This window comes from Pantoea sp. SYBGC1 (genome assembly GCF_057197005.1).
In genome coordinates this window covers 1-19561 of sequence record NZ_JBXUNM010000012.1, presented here as the reverse complement: position 1 = coordinate 19561, position 19561 = coordinate 1, and the positions used below count along the sequence as shown (strand labels likewise).

Annotated in this window: 20 protein-coding genes and 1 other annotated feature; of the genes, 13 read left to right on the top strand and 7 right to left on the bottom strand. The window is 53.5% G+C overall.

Annotation, left to right across the window (positions count from 1 at the left end):
- The first annotated feature begins 438 nt into the window (after window positions 1-438).
- The 3 genes from AC2CF9_RS16220 to luxS all read left to right on the top strand — a co-directional run bounded on the left by AC2CF9_RS16220 (window position 439) and on the right by luxS (window position 3169).
- Window positions 439-867: a YqaA family protein gene (locus AC2CF9_RS16220; protein ID WP_145339640.1), complete on the top strand. Its 429-nt coding sequence runs from the start codon at window positions 439-441 to the stop codon at window positions 865-867.
- A 31-nt stretch (window positions 868-898) separates the two neighbouring features.
- Complete coding sequence (gene gshA, locus AC2CF9_RS16215) at window positions 899-2503, top strand: glutamate--cysteine ligase (RefSeq protein WP_150018796.1); 1605 nt, start codon at window positions 899-901, stop codon at window positions 2501-2503.
- 150 nt (window positions 2504-2653) lie between these two features.
- A complete protein-coding gene (gene luxS, locus AC2CF9_RS16210; protein ID WP_145339632.1) occupies window positions 2654-3169 on the top strand; it encodes an S-ribosylhomocysteine lyase in 516 nt (171 codons plus the stop codon).
- Between the two features lie 46 nt (window positions 3170-3215).
- Here the strand turns inward: luxS and AC2CF9_RS16205 are convergent, their stop codons facing one another.
- Together AC2CF9_RS16205 and AC2CF9_RS16200 are read right to left on the bottom strand one after the other, a co-directional pair.
- On the bottom strand, window positions 3216-4502 hold the full coding sequence (locus AC2CF9_RS16205; protein WP_150018795.1) for an HlyC/CorC family transporter: 1287 nt from the start codon (window positions 4500-4502) through the stop codon (window positions 3216-3218).
- Window positions 4503-4513: 11 nt separating this feature from the next.
- Window positions 4514-5308 carry a cytochrome C assembly family protein gene (locus tag AC2CF9_RS16200; protein ID WP_039379815.1) on the bottom strand — a complete coding sequence of 265 codons (795 nt, stop codon included), beginning with the start codon at window positions 5306-5308 and terminating at the stop codon, window positions 4514-4516.
- A gap of 166 nt (window positions 5309-5474) precedes the next feature.
- On the opposite strand from AC2CF9_RS16200, the gene ffh reads away from it, so the two are divergent.
- The 5 genes from ffh (at window position 5475) to rplS (ending at window position 8986) form a co-directional block, all read left to right on the top strand.
- Window positions 5475-6836: a signal recognition particle protein gene (gene ffh / locus AC2CF9_RS16195; RefSeq protein ID WP_039379813.1), complete on the top strand. Its 1362-nt coding sequence runs from the start codon at window positions 5475-5477 to the stop codon at window positions 6834-6836.
- 141 nt (window positions 6837-6977) lie between these two features.
- Entirely contained in the window at window positions 6978-7226 is a 249-nt protein-coding gene (gene rpsP / locus AC2CF9_RS16190) for a 30S ribosomal protein S16 (RefSeq protein WP_007893313.1), read from the top strand.
- An 18-nt stretch (window positions 7227-7244) separates the two neighbouring features.
- Entirely contained in the window at window positions 7245-7793 is a 549-nt protein-coding gene (rimM, locus tag AC2CF9_RS16185) for a ribosome maturation factor RimM (protein WP_484557464.1), read from the top strand.
- A 35-nt stretch (window positions 7794-7828) separates the two neighbouring features.
- A complete protein-coding gene (trmD, locus tag AC2CF9_RS16180; RefSeq protein ID WP_052246437.1) occupies window positions 7829-8593 on the top strand; it encodes a tRNA (guanosine(37)-N1)-methyltransferase TrmD in 765 nt (254 codons plus the stop codon).
- A 42-nt stretch (window positions 8594-8635) separates the two neighbouring features.
- A complete protein-coding gene (gene rplS / locus AC2CF9_RS16175; RefSeq protein ID WP_039379805.1) occupies window positions 8636-8986 on the top strand; it encodes a 50S ribosomal protein L19 in 351 nt (116 codons plus the stop codon).
- 56 nt (window positions 8987-9042) lie between these two features.
- Here rplS and AC2CF9_RS16170 read toward each other — a convergent pair whose 3' ends face one another.
- Window positions 9043-9558 (bottom strand): GNAT family N-acetyltransferase, encoded by a 516-nt coding sequence (locus AC2CF9_RS16170; protein WP_150018794.1) that lies wholly within the window; start codon window positions 9556-9558, stop codon window positions 9043-9045.
- A 302-nt stretch (window positions 9559-9860) separates the two neighbouring features.
- Between AC2CF9_RS16170 and AC2CF9_RS16165 the strand changes: the two genes are divergently transcribed.
- Together AC2CF9_RS16165 and tyrA are read left to right on the top strand one after the other, a co-directional pair.
- Window positions 9861-10940, top strand: a complete 1080-nt coding sequence (locus AC2CF9_RS16165; RefSeq protein ID WP_150018793.1) for a 3-deoxy-7-phosphoheptulonate synthase — start codon at window positions 9861-9863, stop codon at window positions 10938-10940.
- Between the two features lie 6 nt (window positions 10941-10946).
- Window positions 10947-12068, top strand: coding sequence for a bifunctional chorismate mutase/prephenate dehydrogenase (tyrA, locus tag AC2CF9_RS16160; protein WP_150018792.1), 1122 nt, complete (start codon window positions 10947-10949; stop codon window positions 12066-12068).
- Between the two features lie 31 nt (window positions 12069-12099).
- Here the strand turns inward: tyrA and pheA are convergent, their stop codons facing one another.
- From pheA to bamD, 4 genes are all read right to left on the bottom strand, one after another.
- Window positions 12100-13263 (bottom strand): bifunctional chorismate mutase/prephenate dehydratase, encoded by a 1164-nt coding sequence (gene pheA, locus AC2CF9_RS16155; protein WP_150018791.1) that lies wholly within the window; start codon window positions 13261-13263, stop codon window positions 12100-12102.
- 23 nt (window positions 13264-13286) lie between these two features.
- Window positions 13287-13412 (bottom strand) — a sequence feature (Phe leader region).
- The gene (gene pheL, locus AC2CF9_RS16150) at window positions 13364-13411 is read right to left on the bottom strand and encodes a pheA operon leader peptide PheL (RefSeq protein ID WP_104085515.1); all 48 of its coding nucleotides are present in this window, start codon (window positions 13409-13411) and stop codon (window positions 13364-13366) included. Its footprint overlaps the feature before it by 48 nt.
- Window positions 13413-13510: 98 nt before the next feature.
- Entirely contained in the window at window positions 13511-13837 is a 327-nt protein-coding gene (raiA, locus tag AC2CF9_RS16145; RefSeq protein ID WP_484557463.1) for a ribosome-associated translation inhibitor RaiA, read from the bottom strand.
- A 255-nt stretch (window positions 13838-14092) separates the two neighbouring features.
- Window positions 14093-14830 (bottom strand): outer membrane protein assembly factor BamD, encoded by a 738-nt coding sequence (gene bamD, locus AC2CF9_RS16140; protein ID WP_150018790.1) that lies wholly within the window; start codon window positions 14828-14830, stop codon window positions 14093-14095.
- Window positions 14831-14958: 128 nt separating this feature from the next.
- Here bamD and rluD point away from each other — a divergent pair, with 128 nt between their 5' ends.
- The 3 genes from rluD to clpB all read left to right on the top strand — a co-directional run bounded on the left by rluD (window position 14959) and on the right by clpB (window position 19365).
- A complete protein-coding gene (rluD, locus tag AC2CF9_RS16135) occupies window positions 14959-15939 on the top strand; it encodes a 23S rRNA pseudouridine(1911/1915/1917) synthase RluD (RefSeq protein ID WP_071668525.1) in 981 nt (326 codons plus the stop codon).
- Entirely contained in the window at window positions 15936-16664 is a 729-nt protein-coding gene (gene yfiH / locus AC2CF9_RS16130; RefSeq protein ID WP_484557462.1) for a purine nucleoside phosphorylase YfiH, read from the top strand. Before rluD ends, yfiH begins: the two co-directional genes overlap by 4 nt.
- Window positions 16665-16791: 127 nt before the next feature.
- The gene (gene clpB / locus AC2CF9_RS16125) at window positions 16792-19365 is read left to right on the top strand and encodes an ATP-dependent chaperone ClpB (RefSeq protein WP_484557461.1); all 2574 of its coding nucleotides are present in this window, start codon (window positions 16792-16794) and stop codon (window positions 19363-19365) included.
- Window positions 19366-19561 lie beyond the last annotated feature (196 nt).

Genomic DNA, 19561 nt, shown 5'->3' with positions numbered 1-19561 from the left:
CCATAGCTCAGCTGGATAGAGTACTCGGCTACGAACCGAGCGGTCGGAGGTTCGAATCCTCCTGGATGCACCATTCTCTGCTTTTTCCCCATATGCTTCAGTTAAGTCCGTTACCGACAGTTTCAGTACCCAGGCTTTGCTCTCCAAATCTCTCCGGCAGTACCAGCAGCTTGCGCAATGAACCCGTCTCTGTTCAGCAATTTTAGCGCCGCCAGAGTTCACTGGCGTTAATAGGAATGCTGACTCTCTTTTGTACTTTGTTTTGAAAAGTGCTGCATTTACCGCCATTTATGCCCGGTTTTGTTCCCTGACCTTTTTCTGAAAACGAAAATTCCTAATGCTTTCAAAGCATTTGCGGTTAAGCCTGCCTGGCGACAACCTGAGCGCATTGAGCTAAAGTAATGGCTCATTTTGTCGTACGTGCGATATGCCATTACCATGAATGATTTCCTGATTTATGGCTCGCTGCTGGGCAGCAGCTTTCTGAGCGCCACGCTGCTTCCGGGCAGTTCAGAGGCTGTACTGATAGCGCTGCTGGTTGCTCAGAAAGGATCGGTTTATGGCCTGTTGCTGGCTGCATCAGTGGGAAACACGCTGGGTGGCCTGACCAATATTTTTCTTGGTCGCCTTATGCCGCAGAACGGGCAGGGGCGATGGCATGACACAGCATTGACGTGGTTACACCGATGGGGCCCTGCGGCATTGATTTTTAGCTGGCTGCCGGTCGCTGGCGATCTGCTTTGCGTTCTCGCAGGCTGGTTGCGTTTCAGCTGGCTGCCTTGCGTGCTGTTTCTCGCTCTCGGCAAAACGCTGCGTTATATCTTTATCGCGATCGCCACAATACAGGGTATGGAGTGGTGGCATTGATTCGCACAGATTCGAGGCTACGGTTAACATTATGCTGAACAAAAATAAATTATTCTCACAGCGGGAGGTTAATGTGATCCCGGACGTATCAAAAGCGCTCTCCTGGCTGGAAGCGCATCCCGACGCGTTAAAGGGTATCGGCCGTGGCATCGAACGCGAAACGTTACGCGTCGGGCCCGATGGTCATCTGGCTACTACCGGCCATCCGGCATCGCTTGGCTCGGCGCTGAAGCATGACTGGATCACCACGGATTTTGCGGAAACGCTGCTGGAGTTCATTACGCCGGTCGATAAAAATATTGACCGTTCGCTGACCTTCCTGCGCGATATCCATCGCCATGTGGCAAAACAGCTGGGTGAAGAGCGTATGTGGCCCTTCAGTATGCCCGGTCACGTTGACGATACCGATAAAATTGAGCTGGCGCAGTATGGCAGTTCAAACGTGGGCCGGATGAAGACCCTCTACCGGCAGGGGCTGAAAAACCGCTACAGCGCGCTGATGCAGATTATCTCTGGCGTGCACTACAACTTCTCGCTGCCGCTCTCTTTCTGGCAGGAGTGGGCAGATGTGAAAGATGCTGAGAGCGGCAAAGAGACCATCTCTGCGGGCTATCTGCGCCTGATCCGCAACTATTATCGTTTCGGCTGGGTGATCCCTTATCTGTTTGGTGCCTCGCCGGCGATCAGCTCCTCATTCCTTCAGGGACGTGAGAGCCAGCTGCCGTTTGAAACGGACGGTAAAGATACGCTGTGGCTGCCGTATGCGACCTCTCTGCGCCTGAGTGATCTGGGGTATACCAATAAGTCACAAAGTAATCTCGGTATTACCTTCAACTCGCTGGAAGGGTATGTGAGCGCGCTGAAGGCCGCAATCAAAACCCCTTCTGAAGAGTACGCAGCTATGGGCGTCAAAGATGCTGAAGGCAACTGGCTGCAGCTAAATACTAATGTGCTGCAGATTGAGAATGAGCTGTATGCGCCTATCCGTCCGAAGCGCGTTACCCGTTCCGGGGAAGCCCCTTCTGATGCGCTGCTGCGCGGCGGCATTGAGTATATTGAAGTGCGCTCGCTTGATATCAATCCGTTCTCACCGGTAGGTGTGGATGCCGATCAGGCGCGCTTCCTCGATCTGTTCCTGATTTGGTGTACGCTGGCCGATGCCCCTGAACTGAGCGCCAGCGAGCTGCTCTGCAGTCGCAAAAACTGGAACCGCGTGGTGATGGAAGGACGCAAGCCAGGACAGGTTATTGGCGTTGGCTGCAGCGACACAGAACATTCGCTGGTTGAAGTAGGCAAAGCGCTCTTTGCCGATTTGCGTCGCGTGGCGGAGGTGCTGGATAGCAATGAGGGCAGCACGCAATATCAGCAGGTCTGCGATCAACTGGTAGCTTCTTTTGACGATCCTGAGCTAACCTACTCGGCGCGCATTCTTCACGCTATTAAAGAGAACGGCCTGACCGGCGCGGGTGTTGCCCTGGCGGAGCAGTACCGGCAGATGCTCTGTGCGGAGCCGCTGGAAATTCTGACCGAAGCGGATTTTACTCAGCAGGCGCAGGAGTCTGTTGCTGCACAGCAGGCGCTGGAAGCGAGTGATAGTACAAGCTTTGAGGATTATCTGGCAGGTCGGGAAGGCTGAAAAAGAAAATGGCCACATCACTGTGGCCAAAATTAACATCTCTGTTGTCAGGGATGATGATAACAAATGCGCGTCTTTCATATATTCAGACGCAGAACGACGAGAAAAGTTTCATCGTTCAGAAAAAATTTTTCAAACAGGAGGTGACGTATGCCACTACTGGACAGTTTTACCGTTGATCACACCATCATGGCCGCGCCGGCAGTACGCGTGGCAAAGACCATGACAACTCCGCATGGCGATACCATCACCGTTTTCGATCTGCGTTTTTGCCGGCCAAATATCGACATTCTGACCGAGCGCGGGATCCATACGCTGGAGCATCTGTTTGCCGGCTTTATGCGCGATCACCTCAACGGTGACGGCGTGGAGATCGTGGACATCTCCCCAATGGGATGCCGTACCGGTTTCTATATGAGCCTGATTGGCACGCCAGACGAGCAGCGCGTGGCGCAGGCGTGGAAAGGGGCGATGGAAGATGTTCTGAAAGTAAAAGATCAGAATCAGATCCCGGAGCTTAATGAGTATCAGTGTGGCAGCTATAAGCTGCACTCTCTGGACGAAGCGCAGCAGATTGCGCGTAATGTTCTGTCACACGAGATCGGCGTTAATCGCAACGAAGATCTGAAGCTGCCAGCAGAGAAGCTGAAAGAACTGCATATCTGATTAGCCCTTTCTGCAAAAACGCCGCATATTCTGCGGCGTTTTTTTTTCACGATCCCACTGAGCTTTTCAGCGGCTGCTGCGGCGTAACCCGCACCTGCTTCACCATGTTGTCCTGCACGTCGAGAATATCGATGTCATAGCTGCCAACCTGTACCCGCGTTTCGGTCTGCGGGATCTCTTCCAGCGCCTCAAGCAGCATGCCGTTGATGGTGCGCGCTTCCTCTTCCGGCAGCGTCCAGTTGAACGCCTTATTGATTTCGCGCACGTTAGCGCTGCCTTCAATCAGCACCGAGCCATCATTCTGCGGCATCACCTCTTCTGCGAGAGAAGGGGACATGGAGGTAGTAAAGTCGCCAACGATCTCTTCCAGAATATCTTCGATGGTGATGAGCCCCTTGATATCGCCATACTCATCCACCACCAGACCCGCTTTTTTCTTATTGCGCTGGAACTTAACCAGCTGCACATTCAGCGGCGTGCCTTCCGGCACATAGTAGATCTCATCAGCAGCGCGCAGCAGACGATCCTTATTGAACTCCTTTTTTTCCGTCATCATGCGCCAGGCTTCGCGCACGCGCAGCATGCCCACGGTATCGTCAAGCGAATCGCGAAACAGCACAATACGCCCATGCGGTGAGTTACTCAGCTGACGCTCAATCGATTTCCAGTCGTCATTGATATTGATACCAACAATTTCATTGCGCGGCACCATGATGTCATCCACGCTGACTTTTTCCAGATCGAGTACGGAGAGCAGCATATCCTGATTACGCCGGGACATCAGCGAGCGCGATTCATAGACAATGGTGCGCAGCTCCTCTTTGCTCAGCGCGGAGTTTACGGAGCCTTCTGCTTTAATCCCTACCATCCGCATCAGCATGCGCGTAATGGTATTAAGCAGCCAGACCAGTGGCAGCATCACATACTGCAGCGGCGCCAGTAAAACGCTGCTGGGGTAGGCCACTTTTTCAGGGTAGAGCGCTGCGATGGTTTTAGGCAGGACTTCGGCAAAGACCAGAACAACAAAGGTCAGCACGCCGGTAGCGATAGCGACCCCGGCATCACCATACAGACGCATCCCGACGATAGTGCCCAGCGCGGAGGCGAGGATATTGACCAGGTTGTTGCCGATTAAAACCAGACTGATCAGGCGATCGGGCCGGCGCAGCAGTTTCTCAACGCGCCGTGCAGCACGATTACCGCTTTTCGCTTTGTGCCGCAGCTTATAGCGGTTGAGCGTCATCATGCCGGTCTCAGAGCCGGAGAAGTACGCTGAGACCAGCACCATGATGACAAGGATGATAATCATCGTGGTGGTTGAAACATGTTCCAACGAAAAATTCCTTAGTGGGAAGTGAGAAGATGCTGCAGTACGCGACTGCCGAAGTAGGCCATGGTCAGCAGTAGCGCACCGCCGCAGTTAAACCAGACCACGCGCCGTCCGCGCCACCCTTCACGGTAGTGCCCCCAGAGCAGCACGATATAGACGAACCACGCAAGAATGGAGAGCACCGCTTTATCGATGTTCTCTGCGCTAAACAGGTTATCCATGAAGAATAGCCCGGTGCAGAGCACCAGCGTCAGCAGCACCACGCCAATCTGCGTGATATGAAACATTTTGCGCTCAATGCTTAACAGCGGCGGCATATCCTGCGTAAAGGCGAGCTTTTTGTTTTTCAGCTGATAGTCGATCCACGCCAGCTGCAGCGCATAGAGCGCGGCAATAATCAGCGTGGCATAAGCAAACAGCGAGAGACCGATATGCACCATCATGCCCGGCGTGGTTTCAAGGTGGGTGATAAAGGCATTCGGAACAAAGGTGGCAAACGCCAGATTAATTAGCGCAAAGCTATAAACCACCGGCAGCAGCAGCCAGCCACGGTTACGTGAAGCCACAATAGTCATAATGGCGCAAATCAGCAGGCTCACCAGCGATCCGATATTAAGTAAGCTGAGATTTTGCCCGCTGTCGATAGCAAATATCCGCTGCTGCAGCGCGACAGCATGCGCAATCAGCGCAACGCAGGCGGACAGAACAGCAAATCGCCGCCAGCCGCTGTTACGTTTCAGTAAGCTGGGTATGATAAGTGCAAGACTGAGGGAGTAGGCGAACAGCGCCACGATCGCGAAAACGAACATAGATCCTTTCTGAGAGTGATGAGATAAGGAAAAAAGCAGTATAGCGTCAGCGGCAGTATGCTCCAAACGATCTCACGGTCAATTGCAGAGATCGCTCAGGCTTCGTGTTATAATCCGGCGCATTGTGTCGCTCAGGCGGCCTCGCTACGGTATTAAGTGAGAGAGCATGTTTGATAATTTAACCGATCGTTTGTCGCAAACCCTGCGCAACATCAGCGGCCGCGGACGGCTGACCGAAGAGAACATCAAAGATACCCTGCGCGAAGTGCGCATGGCGCTGCTGGAGGCGGACGTTGCGCTGCCGGTGGTACGTGAATTTATCAACCGCGTAAAAGAAGCCGCGGTCGGACACGACGTCAATAAAAGCCTGACGCCGGGTCAGGAGTTTATCAAGATTGTCCGCAACGAGCTGATTGCGGCAATGGGTGCTGAAAATAATACCCTGAACCTGAATGCGCAGCCGCCGGCCGTAGTGCTGATGGCGGGCCTGCAGGGTGCCGGTAAAACCACCAGTGTGGGTAAGCTCGGTAAGTTTCTGCGTGAAAAGCACAAGAAAAAAGTGCTGGTGGTCTCAGCTGACGTCTATCGCCCGGCGGCGATTAAACAGCTGGAGACGCTGGCGCAGCAGGTGGGGGTGGATTTCTGTCCCTCCGATCTCAGCCAGAAGCCGGTTGACATCGTTAAGCATGCGCTGAAAGAGGCGAAGCTGAAGTTCTACGACGTGCTGCTGGTGGATACCGCAGGTCGTTTGCACGTAGACGAAGCGATGATGGACGAAATCAAACAGGTCCACGCCGCCATTAATCCGGTGGAAACGCTGTTTGTTGTCGATGCCATGACCGGTCAGGATGCCGCGAACACGGCTAAAGCATTTAATGAAGCGCTGCCGCTGACCGGGGTGATCCTGACCAAGGTTGATGGTGACGCACGCGGCGGTGCCGCGCTGTCGATTCGTCACATCACCGGTAAACCGATCAAGTTTATGGGGATGGGTGAAAAAACCGAGGCGCTGGAAGCGTTTTATCCTGACCGTATCGCCTCGCGCATTCTGGGCATGGGCGATGTCCTGTCGCTGATTGAAGATATTGAAAGCAAGGTTGACCGCGATCAGGCGGAAAAGCTGGCGAAAAAGCTGAAAACCGGCGACGGTTTCGATCTCAATGACTTTCTTGAGCAGCTTAAGCAGATGCGGAATATGGGCGGTATGGCCAGCCTGATGGGCAAACTGCCGGGTATGGGGCAGCTGCCGGACAACGTCAAATCGCAGATGGATGACAAGGTGCTGGTACGCATGGAGGCCATCATCAACTCCATGACGCGTAAAGAGCGTGAGAAGCCTGAAATCATCAAGGGTTCACGCAAGCGTCGCATCGCGACCGGTGCCGGCATGCAGGTGCAGGATGTCAATCGGCTGCTGAAGCAGTTCGATGATATGCAGCGCATGATGAAAAAGATGAAGAAAGGCGGCATGGCAAAAATGATGCGCGGCATGAAGGGTATGATGCCGCCAGGTTTCCCGGGCCGTTAAGATATCGCTACACAGCCAGAAAAGTATGCTACTGCGGTTGCTTTTTGCGCCAAAATGAGTAAAATTTTCGGGCTTTTTATATTGCACCCGGGCCCCGTTCCTCGATGGGGCCCGGTTGTTTTATTAACTAAAGAGGATGTTATGGTAACAATTCGTTTGGCACGTCACGGCGCAAAAAAGCGTCCGTTCTACCAGGTCGTCGTCACTGACAGCCGCAATGCACGCAACGGTCGCTTCATTGAGCGCGTTGGTTTCTTCAACCCGATCGCATCTGGTCAGGCTGAAGGTCTGCGTCTGGACCTGGACCGTATTGAGCACTGGGTTGGCCAGGGCGCAACGCTTTCCGATCGCGTTAACGCGCTGATCAAAGAAGCAAAAAAAGCAGCTTAATCTGTCACGGTGGTGAGCATGACCAGTAAACCTGCCGCACAGCCTCCTGTTAAGCCCATCGTTTTGGGCAAAATGGGTGCCGCTTACGGAATTCGGGGCTGGCTCAAAGTGTTTTCCTCCACTGAAGACGCTGAAAGCATCTTCGACTATCAACCCTGGTTTATCCAGCGCGCTGGTAAATGGCAGCAGGTAGAACTGGAAGGTTGGAAGCACCACAATCAGGACCTGATTATCAAAGTCAACGGCATTGACGATCGGGACGCGGCGGCACAGTTAACCAATTGTGAAATCACGGTTGACTCCACGCAGCTGCCTGCGCTGGGAGAGGGCGATTACTACTGGAAAGACCTTATGGGTTGTAAAGTAGTTAACCTCGACGGCTATGAGATGGGTAAAGTCATTGATTTGATGGAAACCGGCTCAAACGACGTACTCGTCGTTAAGGCGAACCTGAAAGATGCATTCGGTGTACAGGAGCGGTTAATACCGTTTCTCGATGAACAGGTTATCAAGAAAGTCGATCTCGCTACTGGCACTATTGAAGTAGACTGGGATCCTGGTTTTTGATCTCCGGACAATCCGGTAACGTAACGGCGAACGCGATGTGGATTGGTGTTATCAGCCTGTTTCCAGAGATGTTTCGCGCTATTACCGAGTACGGGGTAACTGGCCGGGCAGTTAAAAATGGCCTGCTCAACATTGAGAGCTGGAGTCCTCGTGATTTCACGCACGACCGGCACCGTACCGTGGACGATCGTCCTTACGGCGGCGGACCGGGAATGTTGATGATGGTGCAACCCTTACGGGATGCGATCCACGCAGCGAAAGCAGCGGCGGGAGAAGGTGCTAAGGTGATTTATCTGTCACCTCAGGGGCGCAAACTTGACCAGCAGGGCGTTTGCGAACTGGCGACTAACCAGAAACTTATTCTGGTCTGTGGTCGCTACGAAGGTATTGATGAGCGCGTGATCCATACAGAGATTGACGAAGAGTGGTCAATCGGTGATTACGTTCTCAGTGGTGGTGAGCTGCCAGCCATGACGCTGATTGATTCCGTCGCCCGGTTTATTCCCGGCGTACTGGGCAAGCAGGCGTCCGCCGATGAAGACTCATTCTCGGATGGTTTGCTGGATTGCCCGCACTATACCCGGCCTGAAGTGTTAGAAGGGATGGAAGTACCGTCAGTTCTGCTGTCGGGCAACCATGCCGATATTCGCCGCTGGCGCCTGAAACAGTCGCTAGGCCGTACCTGGCTAAGAAGACCTGAACTTCTGGAAAACCTGGCTCTGACTGAAGAGCAAGCAAGGTTGCTGAATGAGTTCCAGCGGGAACAGCAGCAGCAACAAAACGATGAAGCGGAAGAGTAATCTTCCCTGACTATCAGTTTACCCAGGATATGAGATTTAATTATGAGCAACATTATCAAGCAAATTGAACAAGAACAGCTGAAACAGGATGTACCTTCATTCCGTCCGGGTGATTCCGTGGAAGTGAAAGTATGGGTCGTTGAAGGTTCTAAAAAACGTCTGCAGGCATTCGAGGGCGTGGTTATCGCTATTCGTAACCGCGGTCTGCACTCTGCATTCACTGTTCGTAAGATTTCCAACGGCGAAGGCGTTGAGCGTGTCTTCCAGACTCACTCTCCGGTAATTGACAGCATTACTGTCAAACGTCGTGGTGCTGTGCGTAAAGCCAAACTGTACTACCTGCGTGAGCGCACCGGTAAGTCAGCTCGTATCAAAGAGCGTCTTGGCGCGTAAGCGACATCTCAAAGTTAATAGCAAACAAGGGGTTGGCATAATGCCAGCCCCTTTTTTTATGGACGCTTTAAGCGATAAACCGCGGCCTCAACCGGCCCGTCCGGCAGCACAATCAGCCCGTGCTGGCAGCCTGTAAGCGTAAACCCGCTGCGCAGTGCCACGGCGCGGCTGGCGACGTTATCTGTGGCGGCCAGGATTTCCAGTTCCGTGATATCTGGCCGGCTAAAACCCAGAGCTATCAGCTGCGCTACCGCGCGCGTTGCCACGCCCTGACGCTGCGCATCACTGCGTACCCAGTAGCCCAGTGCTGCAACCTCTCCAGGCTGACGGGCAAAACGGATCCCGGCCCCTCCCAGCAGACGATGGTTACTGTCTGCGATCGCAAACCTTTCGGCTTCACCTTTAACACGCTCTGCCTGGGCGAGGTTAAACCAGTTCACTGCCTCTTCTGGCCGGTAATTTTCATGCGCCCATGTCATCCAGGGTAACAGGGTATCAAGAGAGTGGTTTACTGCCTCAGCAAAAGCAGTTGCATCAGACAGCGCAAAAGGACGCAGGATTATCTCAGGCATAATCAGTCAGCCTTCATAAATTGTGAGGAATTACAGAATATTAACTGAGTGCGCAGTGAAAAACGAATCGCAGCTCTGCATCTATGTAATCTTATGTTTACACCTTTCCGGGTAGCTGCATAGTGTCATTTATTTATAATTATATGATAAATATGGTTTTATATATCATATTATGCGTAATGATTTGCTAGTGGTAAAAATAGTGTACATGTGTGGATTGCATGCAATACAGCCTGTGGTAGAGTAAGTGTCATCCTCAATGAGGATCCAAACCGCACAGACGAGTAAAAAGGATCGCCATCATGCAGAAAGACGCGCTGAACAACGTACACATCGCTGACGAACAGATTTTGATTACGCCGCAGGAGCTGAAAGCACGCTTTCCGCTAACGGCAGAGCAGGAGGCGCAGATTGCGGCTTCACGTAACACCATTGCAGACATTATTGCCGGTCGCGATCCGCGTCTGCTGGTGGTCTGCGGTCCCTGCTCAATTCACGATCCGGAAGCAGCGTTAGCATACGCCCGTCAGTTAAAAGATCTCTCTGTGCAGCTGAAGGATCAGCTCTATATCGTCATGCGCGTCTATTTTGAAAAACCCCGTACCACCGTAGGCTGGAAAGGGCTGATCAACGATCCTTATATGAACAACTCATTTGACATGGAAGCCGGGCTGCACATTGCGCGTCAGCTGCTGGTAAACCTGGTTGAAATGGGTCTGCCACTGGCGACAGAAGCGCTGGATCCTAATAGCCCGCAATACCTCGGCGATCTGTTTAGCTGGTCAGCCATTGGTGCGCGCACCACGGAATCACAAACGCACCGTGAAATGGCGTCAGGTCTCTCTATGCCGGTAGGTTTTAAAAACGGTACCGATGGCAGTCTCGGCACGGCGATCAACGCTATGCGTGCGGCAGCGATGCCTCACCGTTTTGTCGGTATTAACCAGGCAGGGCAGGTCTGCCTGCTGCAGACGCAGGGCAACCCGGACGGACACGTGATCCTGCGCGGCGGTAAAGCGCCTAACTACGGCCCGGACGATGTTGCACAGTGTGAAAAAGAGATGCTGAAAGCAGGACTGCGTCCGGCCTTAATGATAGATTGCAGCCATGGCAATTCTAACAAAGACTATCGTCGTCAGCCTGGCGTAGCCGAATCGGCTATTGCGCAGATCAAAGATGGAAACCGCTCTATTATTGGCCTGATGCTCGAGAGTAATATTCACGAAGGCAATCAGCCTTCAGAGCAGCCGCGCAGCGAAATGAAGTATGGTGTCTCAGTGACCGATGCCTGCATTGACTGGAACACCACCGAAACGCTGCTGCGCACTATCCATCAGGATCTGCAGGGAGTGCTGTCGGCGCGTCTGTCACACGAGGTATAAAGAGTCATGGTGGCTGAACTGACCGCATTGCGCGATCAAATTGATGAAGTCGATCAGGCGCTGCTTGGGCTGCTGGCAAAACGGCTGGAGCTGGTGGCACAGGTTGGCGAAGTAAAAAGCCGTTACGGCCTGCCGATTTATGTACCCGAGCGCGAAGCAAGCATGCTGGCGTCACGCCGGCAGGAAGCAGAAGCGCTCGGCGTATCTCCCGATCTGATTGAAGATGTATTGCGTCGTCTGATGCGGGAATCCTATACCCATGAGAATGACAAAGGTTTCAAAACCCTCTGTCCTTCACTGCGTCCGGTGGTGATCGTTGGCGGCAGCGGCAAGATGGGGCGCCTGTTTGAAAAGATGCTGACGCTGTCTGGTTATCAGGTGCGCATTCTGGATAAAGAGGACTGGGATCGCGCCGATCGGCTGCTGCAGGATGCGGGTATGGTGATCATCAGTGTTCCGATCCATCTTACCGAGAAGATCATCGCCGATCTGCCTGTGCTGCCGGACGACTGCATCCTGGTCGATCTTGCCTCGGTAAAAAACAGGCCGCTGCAGGCCATGCTTGCCGCGCACGCCGGACCGGTACTGGGGCTGCACCCGATGTTTGGGCCTGATAGCGGCAGTCTGGCAAAACAGGTTGTGGTCTGGTGCGATGGTCGTCAGCCGGAAGCGTATCAGTGGTTCCTGGAACAGATTCAGGTCTGGGGAGCACGGCTGCACTGCATCAGCGCCGCAGAGCACGATCAGAACATGGCCTTTATTCAGGCGCTGCGTCACTTTACGACTTTTGCTTACGGCCTTCACCTGGCTGAAGAGAATGTGAACCTGGATCAGCTGCTGGCGCTCTCTTCACCTATTTACCGGCTGGAGCTGGCCATGGTAGGGCGGCTCTTTGCGCAGGATCCGCAGCTCTATGCTGATATCATTATGGCTTCAGAGAGTAATCTGGCACTGATAAAACGTTATCATCAGCGCTTTGGTGACGCTATTGCACTGCTGGAACAGAGCAATAAGCAGGCGTTCATCGACAGTTTTGAGCGTGTGGAGCAGTGGTTTGGCGATCACGCCCAGCGTTTTCTGGTTGAAAGCCGCAGTCTGTTACGCTCGGCTAACGATAGCCGGCAATAAAAAAAGGCACCCTTAGCGGTGCCTTTTCTGCTTATATGCGGGGTTCAACCGGAACCACATTTTCACCGGGATAGCAGCCCAGCACTTTCAGCGAGCGCGTCAGCTGACGTAATTCTTCCAGCGCCAGCTGCATATTTTCTGACTGCAGATTGCCCTGCACATCAATATAGAACATCTCTTCCCACGGGTTACCGTTAATCGGGCGATTCTCCAGCCGGCTCATAATCAGGTTATGATTGCGCAGTACCAGCAGGGCCTCTACCAGCGCGCCCGCCTGCTGACCGGTGGCCATGATCAGCGTGGTTTTGGCCGGAACCTGCACCGAAACATCAACCGGCTTGCGTGCCAGTACGATAAAACGCGTGTGATTCTGCTGCTGATTTGCCAGGTTACGCTCCAGCACCTGCAGCCCGTAGAGTTCACCGCCTGCTTCGCTGCCCAGCGCGGCAACGTCCGGGGAATTAAGCGCGGCGACTTTCTCCATAGCTGCGGCGGTGCTTTCGGTATACTCAATTTTCCACTGCGGGAAACGGTTAATAAACTGACTGCACTGCTGAAAAGGCTGGGGATGACTATAGACGGTTTTGATCTGTTTAAGCGTGGTGGTCTCTTTTACCAGTACACAGTGCTCGATAGGGATGGTCAGTTCGCCAATGATTGAGAGCGACGTCTGCTGCAGCAGATCGTAAACATCATTGATAGAGCCGGAGCTGGTGTTTTCAATCGGCATCACCGCATAGTCAGCCTGGCCAGCCTCAACCTGCTGAATAATATCCTGAAATTTCAGACAGCCGTTTTCAACATATGAAGCAAAATGGCGTGACGCATATTTACGGGCAGCCAGATGCGAATAGGAGCCCTTAGGACCCAGAAAAGCGATACGGGGCGCCAGCGCGTGGGGATGGTTCAGGTTCTTCTGCAGCAGCGCCTGCTGTGTCAGGACCGAATCTTCAATAATCAGCTGAAACAGACGGGTAATGTAGTGAGCATCGAGCTGCTGCTGCTTACCGAGGGAAATCAGATTTTCCAGCAGGGCTCGCTCCCGCTCAATATCACGTATGGGCCGCAGCGTGGTCAGTTTCGCCTGGGCAACTTCAATTGCCAGCGACCGTCGCTCGGCCAGCAGCGTAAGTAGTTTGCTGTCTACCGCGCTGATTTTATCACGCAGCGCCAGCAGTGGATTATCGATACTCATTAAGCTCACCTGTAAATACAGTTAAAAAAAAAGCCTCCCGGTGGGGGAGGCTTTGTCATTCGTCTTCGCATTCATTTTCGCATGACGACGCGCCTCCCGTTCAGGGGAAGGTAAAAAAGAATGCGAAGAAAAATGGCTGATGTTTCATGGTTTATTCCGGCAGGTAAGTGTTCTGAGAGTAATCGTACTGCTTAAAAGCTGTCAATAAAAAACGCGCCAGCTGGCGCGTTTTTTGTAACTGCAGAGTTTATCCTACCGGAATGAAATCTTTAACACTGCTGGCAGCGCGGCGTGCTTCAGGCTTGTGCTGAGCTTTATTTAGCTGGCGCTCCAGCTTCGCGATCAAATCGTTGATGGCGGTATACATATCATCATGTTTAGCACTGGCAACCAGAGTACCGTTGGGCGTGTTAATGGTGGCATCCGCTACGAACTCTTTGGGCTCTTTTGACAACACGATGTGAGGATTGATGAGGTGGGCTTGCCACTTTTCCAGTTTAGCGAGACGGTCTTCGACATGGCTGCGAATTGCTGCAGTGATTTCCATTTGTTTGCTGGTAATGTTCAGAATCATAGTTAAACCTCTCTGTCATTTCCGTCTGGGTAGAGTCAGCATACCGCGCCACACAGGAATTTATGTGATCTGGATCACATACGAACGTCACATTTTGTCAACGCAGGAGATTTGCGAGAAAGACCGGAGATTATTTAAAAAATGCTTGAAGCCAGCACTGCAGCAGGGCAGGATTGACAGGTTAACCGCAACGCAGAGACCCTTTGCGGACATAAAAAAAGCAGCCCGGGGGCTGCTTTTAAAAGAACGATTCACTCATTTCTGGCTGTTGTTGGCTGCGATAATTTTCGCAACTTTGTCAGCTTCTGCCGTTAACTGCAGCTGGCGATAAGCATTCTCCATCAGCGGCAGCGCATCGCGTGTCGCCTGCGTATCCTGATAATCACGCATCATGCCTTCCACACGATTAACAACAGCGACATAGGCCCCGCGCTTGGTATAGAATTGCGCCACCGAGAGTTCATATTTCGCCAGACGATCTTTCAGATAGGTCAGGCGTTTCTGGGCATCCGCAGCGTACTGGCTATCTGGATAGCTCCGCAGCAGCTGGGAGAAGTCGCGGAAGGCATCGCGCGCGTGGGTAGGATCGCGATCGGAGCGATCGATACCAAAGAAGCCCTGCAGAGCTGAATCATCCAGGGCCATATCCGTCAGGCCTTTCATATAGATGACGTAATCGATATTTGGATGGGTCGGATTGAGTCGCATAAAGCGCGAGATAGCAGCCTGCGCCAGCGGAAGATCGGCATTTTTGTAATACGCGTAGATTAAATCCAGCTGCACCTGCTGCGAGTAAGGACCAAATGGATAACGATTATCCAGCGCTTCCAGTTGCTTAATTGCCGCTTTGAAGTTACCGTCCTGCAGCTTTTGCTGAGCTGTGGCATAAATTTCAGACGGCGGGCTGTCCGGAACCGGATCAGATGAGCCGGAGCAGCCTGCCAGGGCCAGGCTCAATGTGGCGGCAGCCACCAGATGTTTCATACGCGTCATGACGAAATGATTATCCTCAAAATGTTATGGCGGAAGCTGTCCGTATAGCTCCCGGTAATGACCAGTACGATAGCACATTATATTAAACGGCATCGCCGTAAAACCCAACGTTAACGAAGAAGCTGTATATGGCACAACAAGTTCAACTCACCGCAACGGTGTCCGAAGCACAGCTTGGACAACGTTTAGATCAGACTTTGGCGGAATTGTTCCCTGATTATTCACGCTCCCGCATAAAAGAGTGGATCCTCGATCGCCGCGTCAGCGTCAACGGCACTATCATCGACAAACCGAAAGAGAAAGTTCTGGGCGGTGAGCAGGTGGCTATTGATGCTGAAATCGAAGAGGAACAGCGCTGGGAGGCGCAGAACATTCCTCTTAATATCGTTTATGAAGATGACCATATTCTGGTTATCAACAAGCCCCGCGATCTGGTGGTGCACCCTGGCGCAGGTAACCCTGACGGCACCATTCTGAATGCACTGCTCTACCACTTTCCGCCGATCGCTGATGTACCGCGTGCCGGTATCGTACATCGCCTGGATAAAGACACCACAGGGCTGATGGTTGTGGCAAAAACGGTTCCGGCACAGACGCACCTGGTAGAAACGCTGCAGCTGCGTGAAATTACACGTGAATATGAAGCGGTTGCCATCGGTACGATGACGGCTGGCGGCACCGTTGATGAACCCATGGCGCGACACTCCACCAAGCGTACTCACATGGCAGTTCATCCGATGGGGAAACCGGCCACCACGCACTATCGCATCATGGAGCATTTCCGGGCACATACGCGCCTGCGCCTGCGTCTGGAGACCGGCCGTACGCATCAGATCCGCGTTCATATGGCGCATATCAACCATCCGCTGGTGGGCGATCCGCTCTACGGTGGCCGGCCGCGTCCGCCAAAAGGGGCGTCAGAGGCGTTCATTAATACGCTGCGCGGATTTGATCGTCAGGCGCTGCACGCGACCATGCTGCGTCTCTATCATCCGATAACCGGTATTGAAATGGAGTGGCATGCTCCGCTGCCGCAGGACATGGTTGATCTGATTGACGCCTTAAAAGCCGATACGGAAGAGTTCCGCGATCGCATGGACTGGCTATGAGCGAATGGATCATCCCGGACTGGCCTGCTCCGCAGCGCGTTCGGGCCTGCTCCACTACCCGGCAGGGCGGTCATAGCCTGGCCCCCTGGGATTCGCTTAACCCGGCAGCACACGTTGGTGACACGCCCGCTCACGTGATGCGTAATCGGCAGCACATCGCAGAAACATTATCGCTTTCTGCGATGCCGCAGTGGCTGGATCAGATACATGGCAATGCGGTAGTGCGTCTGCCTGCAGCCTGTGCGCTGCCCCAGGCTGACGCGGCCATTACCCGGGAGCCAGGCGTGGTGTGCGCCATTATGACGGCTGACTGCCTGCCGGTGCTGTTTTGCAGTAAAGATGGCAGTGAAGTGGCAGCAGCCCATGCAGGCTGGCGCGGCCTCTGCAACGGCGTGCTGGAACAGACGCTGGCGCAGTTTCACTGTCCGGCCAGCGAGGTATATGCCTGGCTGGGCCCGGCTATCGGACCCGGTGCGTTTGAAGTCGGGGCGGAAGTACGTCAGGCATTTATGGCCCACGATGCGCGCGCAGAAGTGGCCTTTCGTCCGGCAGGCGCAAAATATTTTGCGGATATCTGGCTGCTGGCCGAACAGCGTCTGCTTAGCGCAGGCGTAACCTCTGTCAGCGGTTCACGACGCTGCACGTTCACAGAAAAGCAGGATTTTTTCTCCTTTCGCCGCGACGGTGTTACCGGGCGTATGGCTACATTAATCTGGCTGCAGTAACCCTACGTCCTGAGACGATCCGCGCAGCCTGTTTTTTGCTCACAATATCAGGTCAGAAACCTTGAAAATTTGAGGCCTGACCTCATCTTAATCTCCAGTAGCGTTTTGACCTGTAACGGGAGGAATTATGCGTCTGGATCGTCTTACCAACAAATTCCAGCTAGCCCTTGCTGATGCCCAGTCCCTGGCTCTGGGACAGGATAACCAGTTTATTGAACCGCTTCATGTGATGAGCGCTCTGCTCAGCCAGGAAGGGGGATCGGTGCGTCCGCTGCTTAGCGCAGCAGGAGTTGATGTCGCCACTCTGCGTAGCAGTATTGAACAGGCAATCCACCGTCTGCCTCAGGTCGAAGGCACCGAGGGAGATGTACAGCCCTCAGCCGATCTGGTGCGGGTACTGAACCTGTGCGACAAGCTGGCGCAAAAGCGCGGCGATAACTTTATCTCATCTGAATTATTTGTTCTGGCGGCTCTGGATTCACGCGGTTCGCTGGCGGATCTGCTTAAAGCTGCCGGCGTGACGTCTGACAAACTCGCGAACGCTATCGAACAATTGCGTGGAGGCGAAAACGTGAATGACCAGGGAGCTGAAGATCAGCGCCAGGCACTGAAGAAATATACCATCGATCTCACCGAGCGCGCCGAACGTGGCAAGCTGGACCCGGTAATCGGACGCGATGAAGAGATCCGCCGTACCATCCAGGTGCTGCAGCGCCGTACCAAGAATAACCCGGTACTGATTGGTGAACCCGGGGTGGGTAAAACCGCCATTGTTGAAGGGCTGGCTCAGCGCATTATCAATGGTGAAGTGCCTGAAGGCCTGAAAGGTCGTCGCGTGCTGGCGCTGGATATGGGGGCGCTGGTGGCGGGAGCCAAATATCGTGGTGAATTTGAGGAGCGCCTGAAAGGGGTGTTGAACGATCTCGCGAAGCAGGAAGGCAATGTCATTCTGTTTATCGATGAGCTGCACACGATGGTAGGCGCAGGCAAAGCGGATGGCGCGATGGACGCAGGAAACATGCTGAAGCCGGCTCTGGCGCGTGGTGAACTGCACTGCGTTGGCGCAACCACACTGGATGAGTATCGGCAGTATATAGAAAAGGATGCTGCCCTGGAGCGTCGCTTCCAGAAAGTGTTTGTGGCAGAGCCCAGCGTTGAAGATACCATCGCTATTCTGCGCGGTCTGAAAGAGCGTTATGAGCTGCATCACCACGTGCAGATCACCGACCCGGCCATTGTGGCAGCCGCAACGTTGTCACATCGCTATATTGCCGACCGGCAGCTGCCAGATAAAGCGATCGACCTGATTGATGAAGCTGCATCCAGTATTCGTCTGCAGATCGATTCGAAACCTGAACCGCTCGATCGTCTGGAGCGCCGTATCATTCAGCTGAAACTGGAGCAGCAGGCGCTGAAGAAAGAGTCTGACGATGCCAGCGTCAAACGTCTGGAGATGCTGGAGACGGAGCTGAATCAGAAAGAGCGCGAATATGCAGAACTGGAAGAGGAGTGGAAAGCTGAAAAGGCGTCACTCACCGGTACGCAAAATATTAAAGCGGAGCTGGAGCAGGCAAGACTGACGCTGGAACAGGCGCGGCGCACAGGCGATCTGGCGCAAATGTCTGAGCTGCAGTATGGCAAAATTCCGGCGCTGGAAAAGCAGCTGGCGAGTGCCACTCAGGCTGAAGGCAAAATCATGAAGCTGTTACGCAACCGCGTAACGGATGTTGAGATTGCCGACGTACTGGCGCGCTGGACCGGTATTCCGGTAGCACGCATGATGGAAGGTGAGCGCGACAAACTGCTGCGTATGGAGCAGGAATTACATGCGCGGGTTATCGGCCAGAACGAAGCGGTAGAAGCGGTTTCAAATGCTATCCGTCGCAGCCGGGCGGGCTTATCCGATCCCAATCGCCCGATTGGTTCATTCCTGTTCCTCGGTCCAACCGGGGTAGGTAAAACCGAGCTGTGTAAAGCGCTGGCAAATTTCCTGTTTGACAGCGACGATGCGATGGTGCGAATCGACATGTCTGAGTTTATGGAAAAACATTCGGTTTCGCGGCTGGTGGGTGCACCTCCGGGATATGTCGGATATGAGGAGGGCGGTTATCTTACTGAAGCGGTACGCCGCCGGCCTTACTCCGTAATCCTACTGGATGAAGTTGAGAAAGCGCATCCGGATGTATTTAACATTCTGCTGCAGGTCCTGGATGATGGACGACTGACAGATGGTCAGGGGCGAACCGTAGATTTCCGCAACTCAGTGGTGATCATGACATCGAACCTGGGATCGGATTTAATCCAGGAGCGCTTCGGTGCGCTTGATTACCCGGCGATGAAAGAAACGGTAATGACGGTAGTCGGCCACCATTTCCGTCCTGAGTTCATCAACCGTATCGATGAAGTGGTGGTGTTTCATCCGCTGGGAGAGCAGCACATTGCCTCTATTGCGCAGATACAGCTGCAGCGGCTTTATCAGCGTCTGGAAGATCGTGGCTATCAGCTGCACATCTCTGAAGCAGCACTGAAACTGCTTGGTGAGAATGGCTACGATCCGGTTTACGGTGCGCGTCCGCTCAAACGGGCTATCCAGCAGCATATAGAGAACCCGCTGGCGCAGAAGATACTTTCCGGTGCGTTTGTGCCAGGAAAAACCATCGAGATGGATGTGAGCGAAGGCGAAATTGTCGCTCACCAGTAAGGGTTGTGCATAAAAACGGGCCTGCGGGCCCGTTTTTTGTTGCTTTAGCATACAGCTGAGCCGGTTTTTACAACGCATTGCCTGGAAAGTAAGCACCCGAGCAAAAAAGTTGAAATTAGCACTTGTCACCCGGCGAGAACTCCCTATAATGCGCCACCACTGAGACGGCAAAGCGGCAACGCAGACGAACTCAGCA

Coding starts and splice junctions, on each gene's coding strand:
- bamD (WP_150018790.1), bottom strand. CDS start 14,830: ATGACGCGTATGAAACATCTGGTGGCTGCCGCCACATTGAGCCTGGCC.
- tyrA (WP_150018792.1), top strand. CDS start 10,947: ATGGTGGCTGAACTGACCGCATTGCGCGATCAAATTGATGAAGTCGAT.
- raiA (WP_484557463.1), bottom strand. CDS start 13,837: ATGATTCTGAACATTACCAGCAAACAAATGGAAATCACTGCAGCAATT.
- trmD (WP_052246437.1), top strand. CDS start 7,829: ATGTGGATTGGTGTTATCAGCCTGTTTCCAGAGATGTTTCGCGCTATT.
- AC2CF9_RS16220 (WP_145339640.1), top strand. CDS start 439: ATGAATGATTTCCTGATTTATGGCTCGCTGCTGGGCAGCAGCTTTCTG.
- rimM (WP_484557464.1), top strand. CDS start 7,245: ATGACCAGTAAACCTGCCGCACAGCCTCCTGTTAAGCCCATCGTTTTG.
- rpsP (WP_007893313.1), top strand. CDS start 6,978: ATGGTAACAATTCGTTTGGCACGTCACGGCGCAAAAAAGCGTCCGTTC.
- AC2CF9_RS16200 (WP_039379815.1), bottom strand. CDS start 5,308: ATGTTCGTTTTCGCGATCGTGGCGCTGTTCGCCTACTCCCTCAGTCTT.
- pheA (WP_150018791.1), bottom strand. CDS start 13,263: ATGAGTATCGATAATCCACTGCTGGCGCTGCGTGATAAAATCAGCGCG.
- rplS (WP_039379805.1), top strand. CDS start 8,636: ATGAGCAACATTATCAAGCAAATTGAACAAGAACAGCTGAAACAGGAT.
- yfiH (WP_484557462.1), top strand. CDS start 15,936: ATGAGCGAATGGATCATCCCGGACTGGCCTGCTCCGCAGCGCGTTCGG.
- gshA (WP_150018796.1), top strand. CDS start 899: ATGCTGAACAAAAATAAATTATTCTCACAGCGGGAGGTTAATGTGATC.
- AC2CF9_RS16165 (WP_150018793.1), top strand. CDS start 9,861: ATGCAGAAAGACGCGCTGAACAACGTACACATCGCTGACGAACAGATT.
- clpB (WP_484557461.1), top strand. CDS start 16,792: ATGCGTCTGGATCGTCTTACCAACAAATTCCAGCTAGCCCTTGCTGAT.
- ffh (WP_039379813.1), top strand. CDS start 5,475: ATGTTTGATAATTTAACCGATCGTTTGTCGCAAACCCTGCGCAACATC.
- luxS (WP_145339632.1), top strand. CDS start 2,654: ATGCCACTACTGGACAGTTTTACCGTTGATCACACCATCATGGCCGCG.
- AC2CF9_RS16170 (WP_150018794.1), bottom strand. CDS start 9,558: ATGCCTGAGATAATCCTGCGTCCTTTTGCGCTGTCTGATGCAACTGCT.
- rluD (WP_071668525.1), top strand. CDS start 14,959: ATGGCACAACAAGTTCAACTCACCGCAACGGTGTCCGAAGCACAGCTT.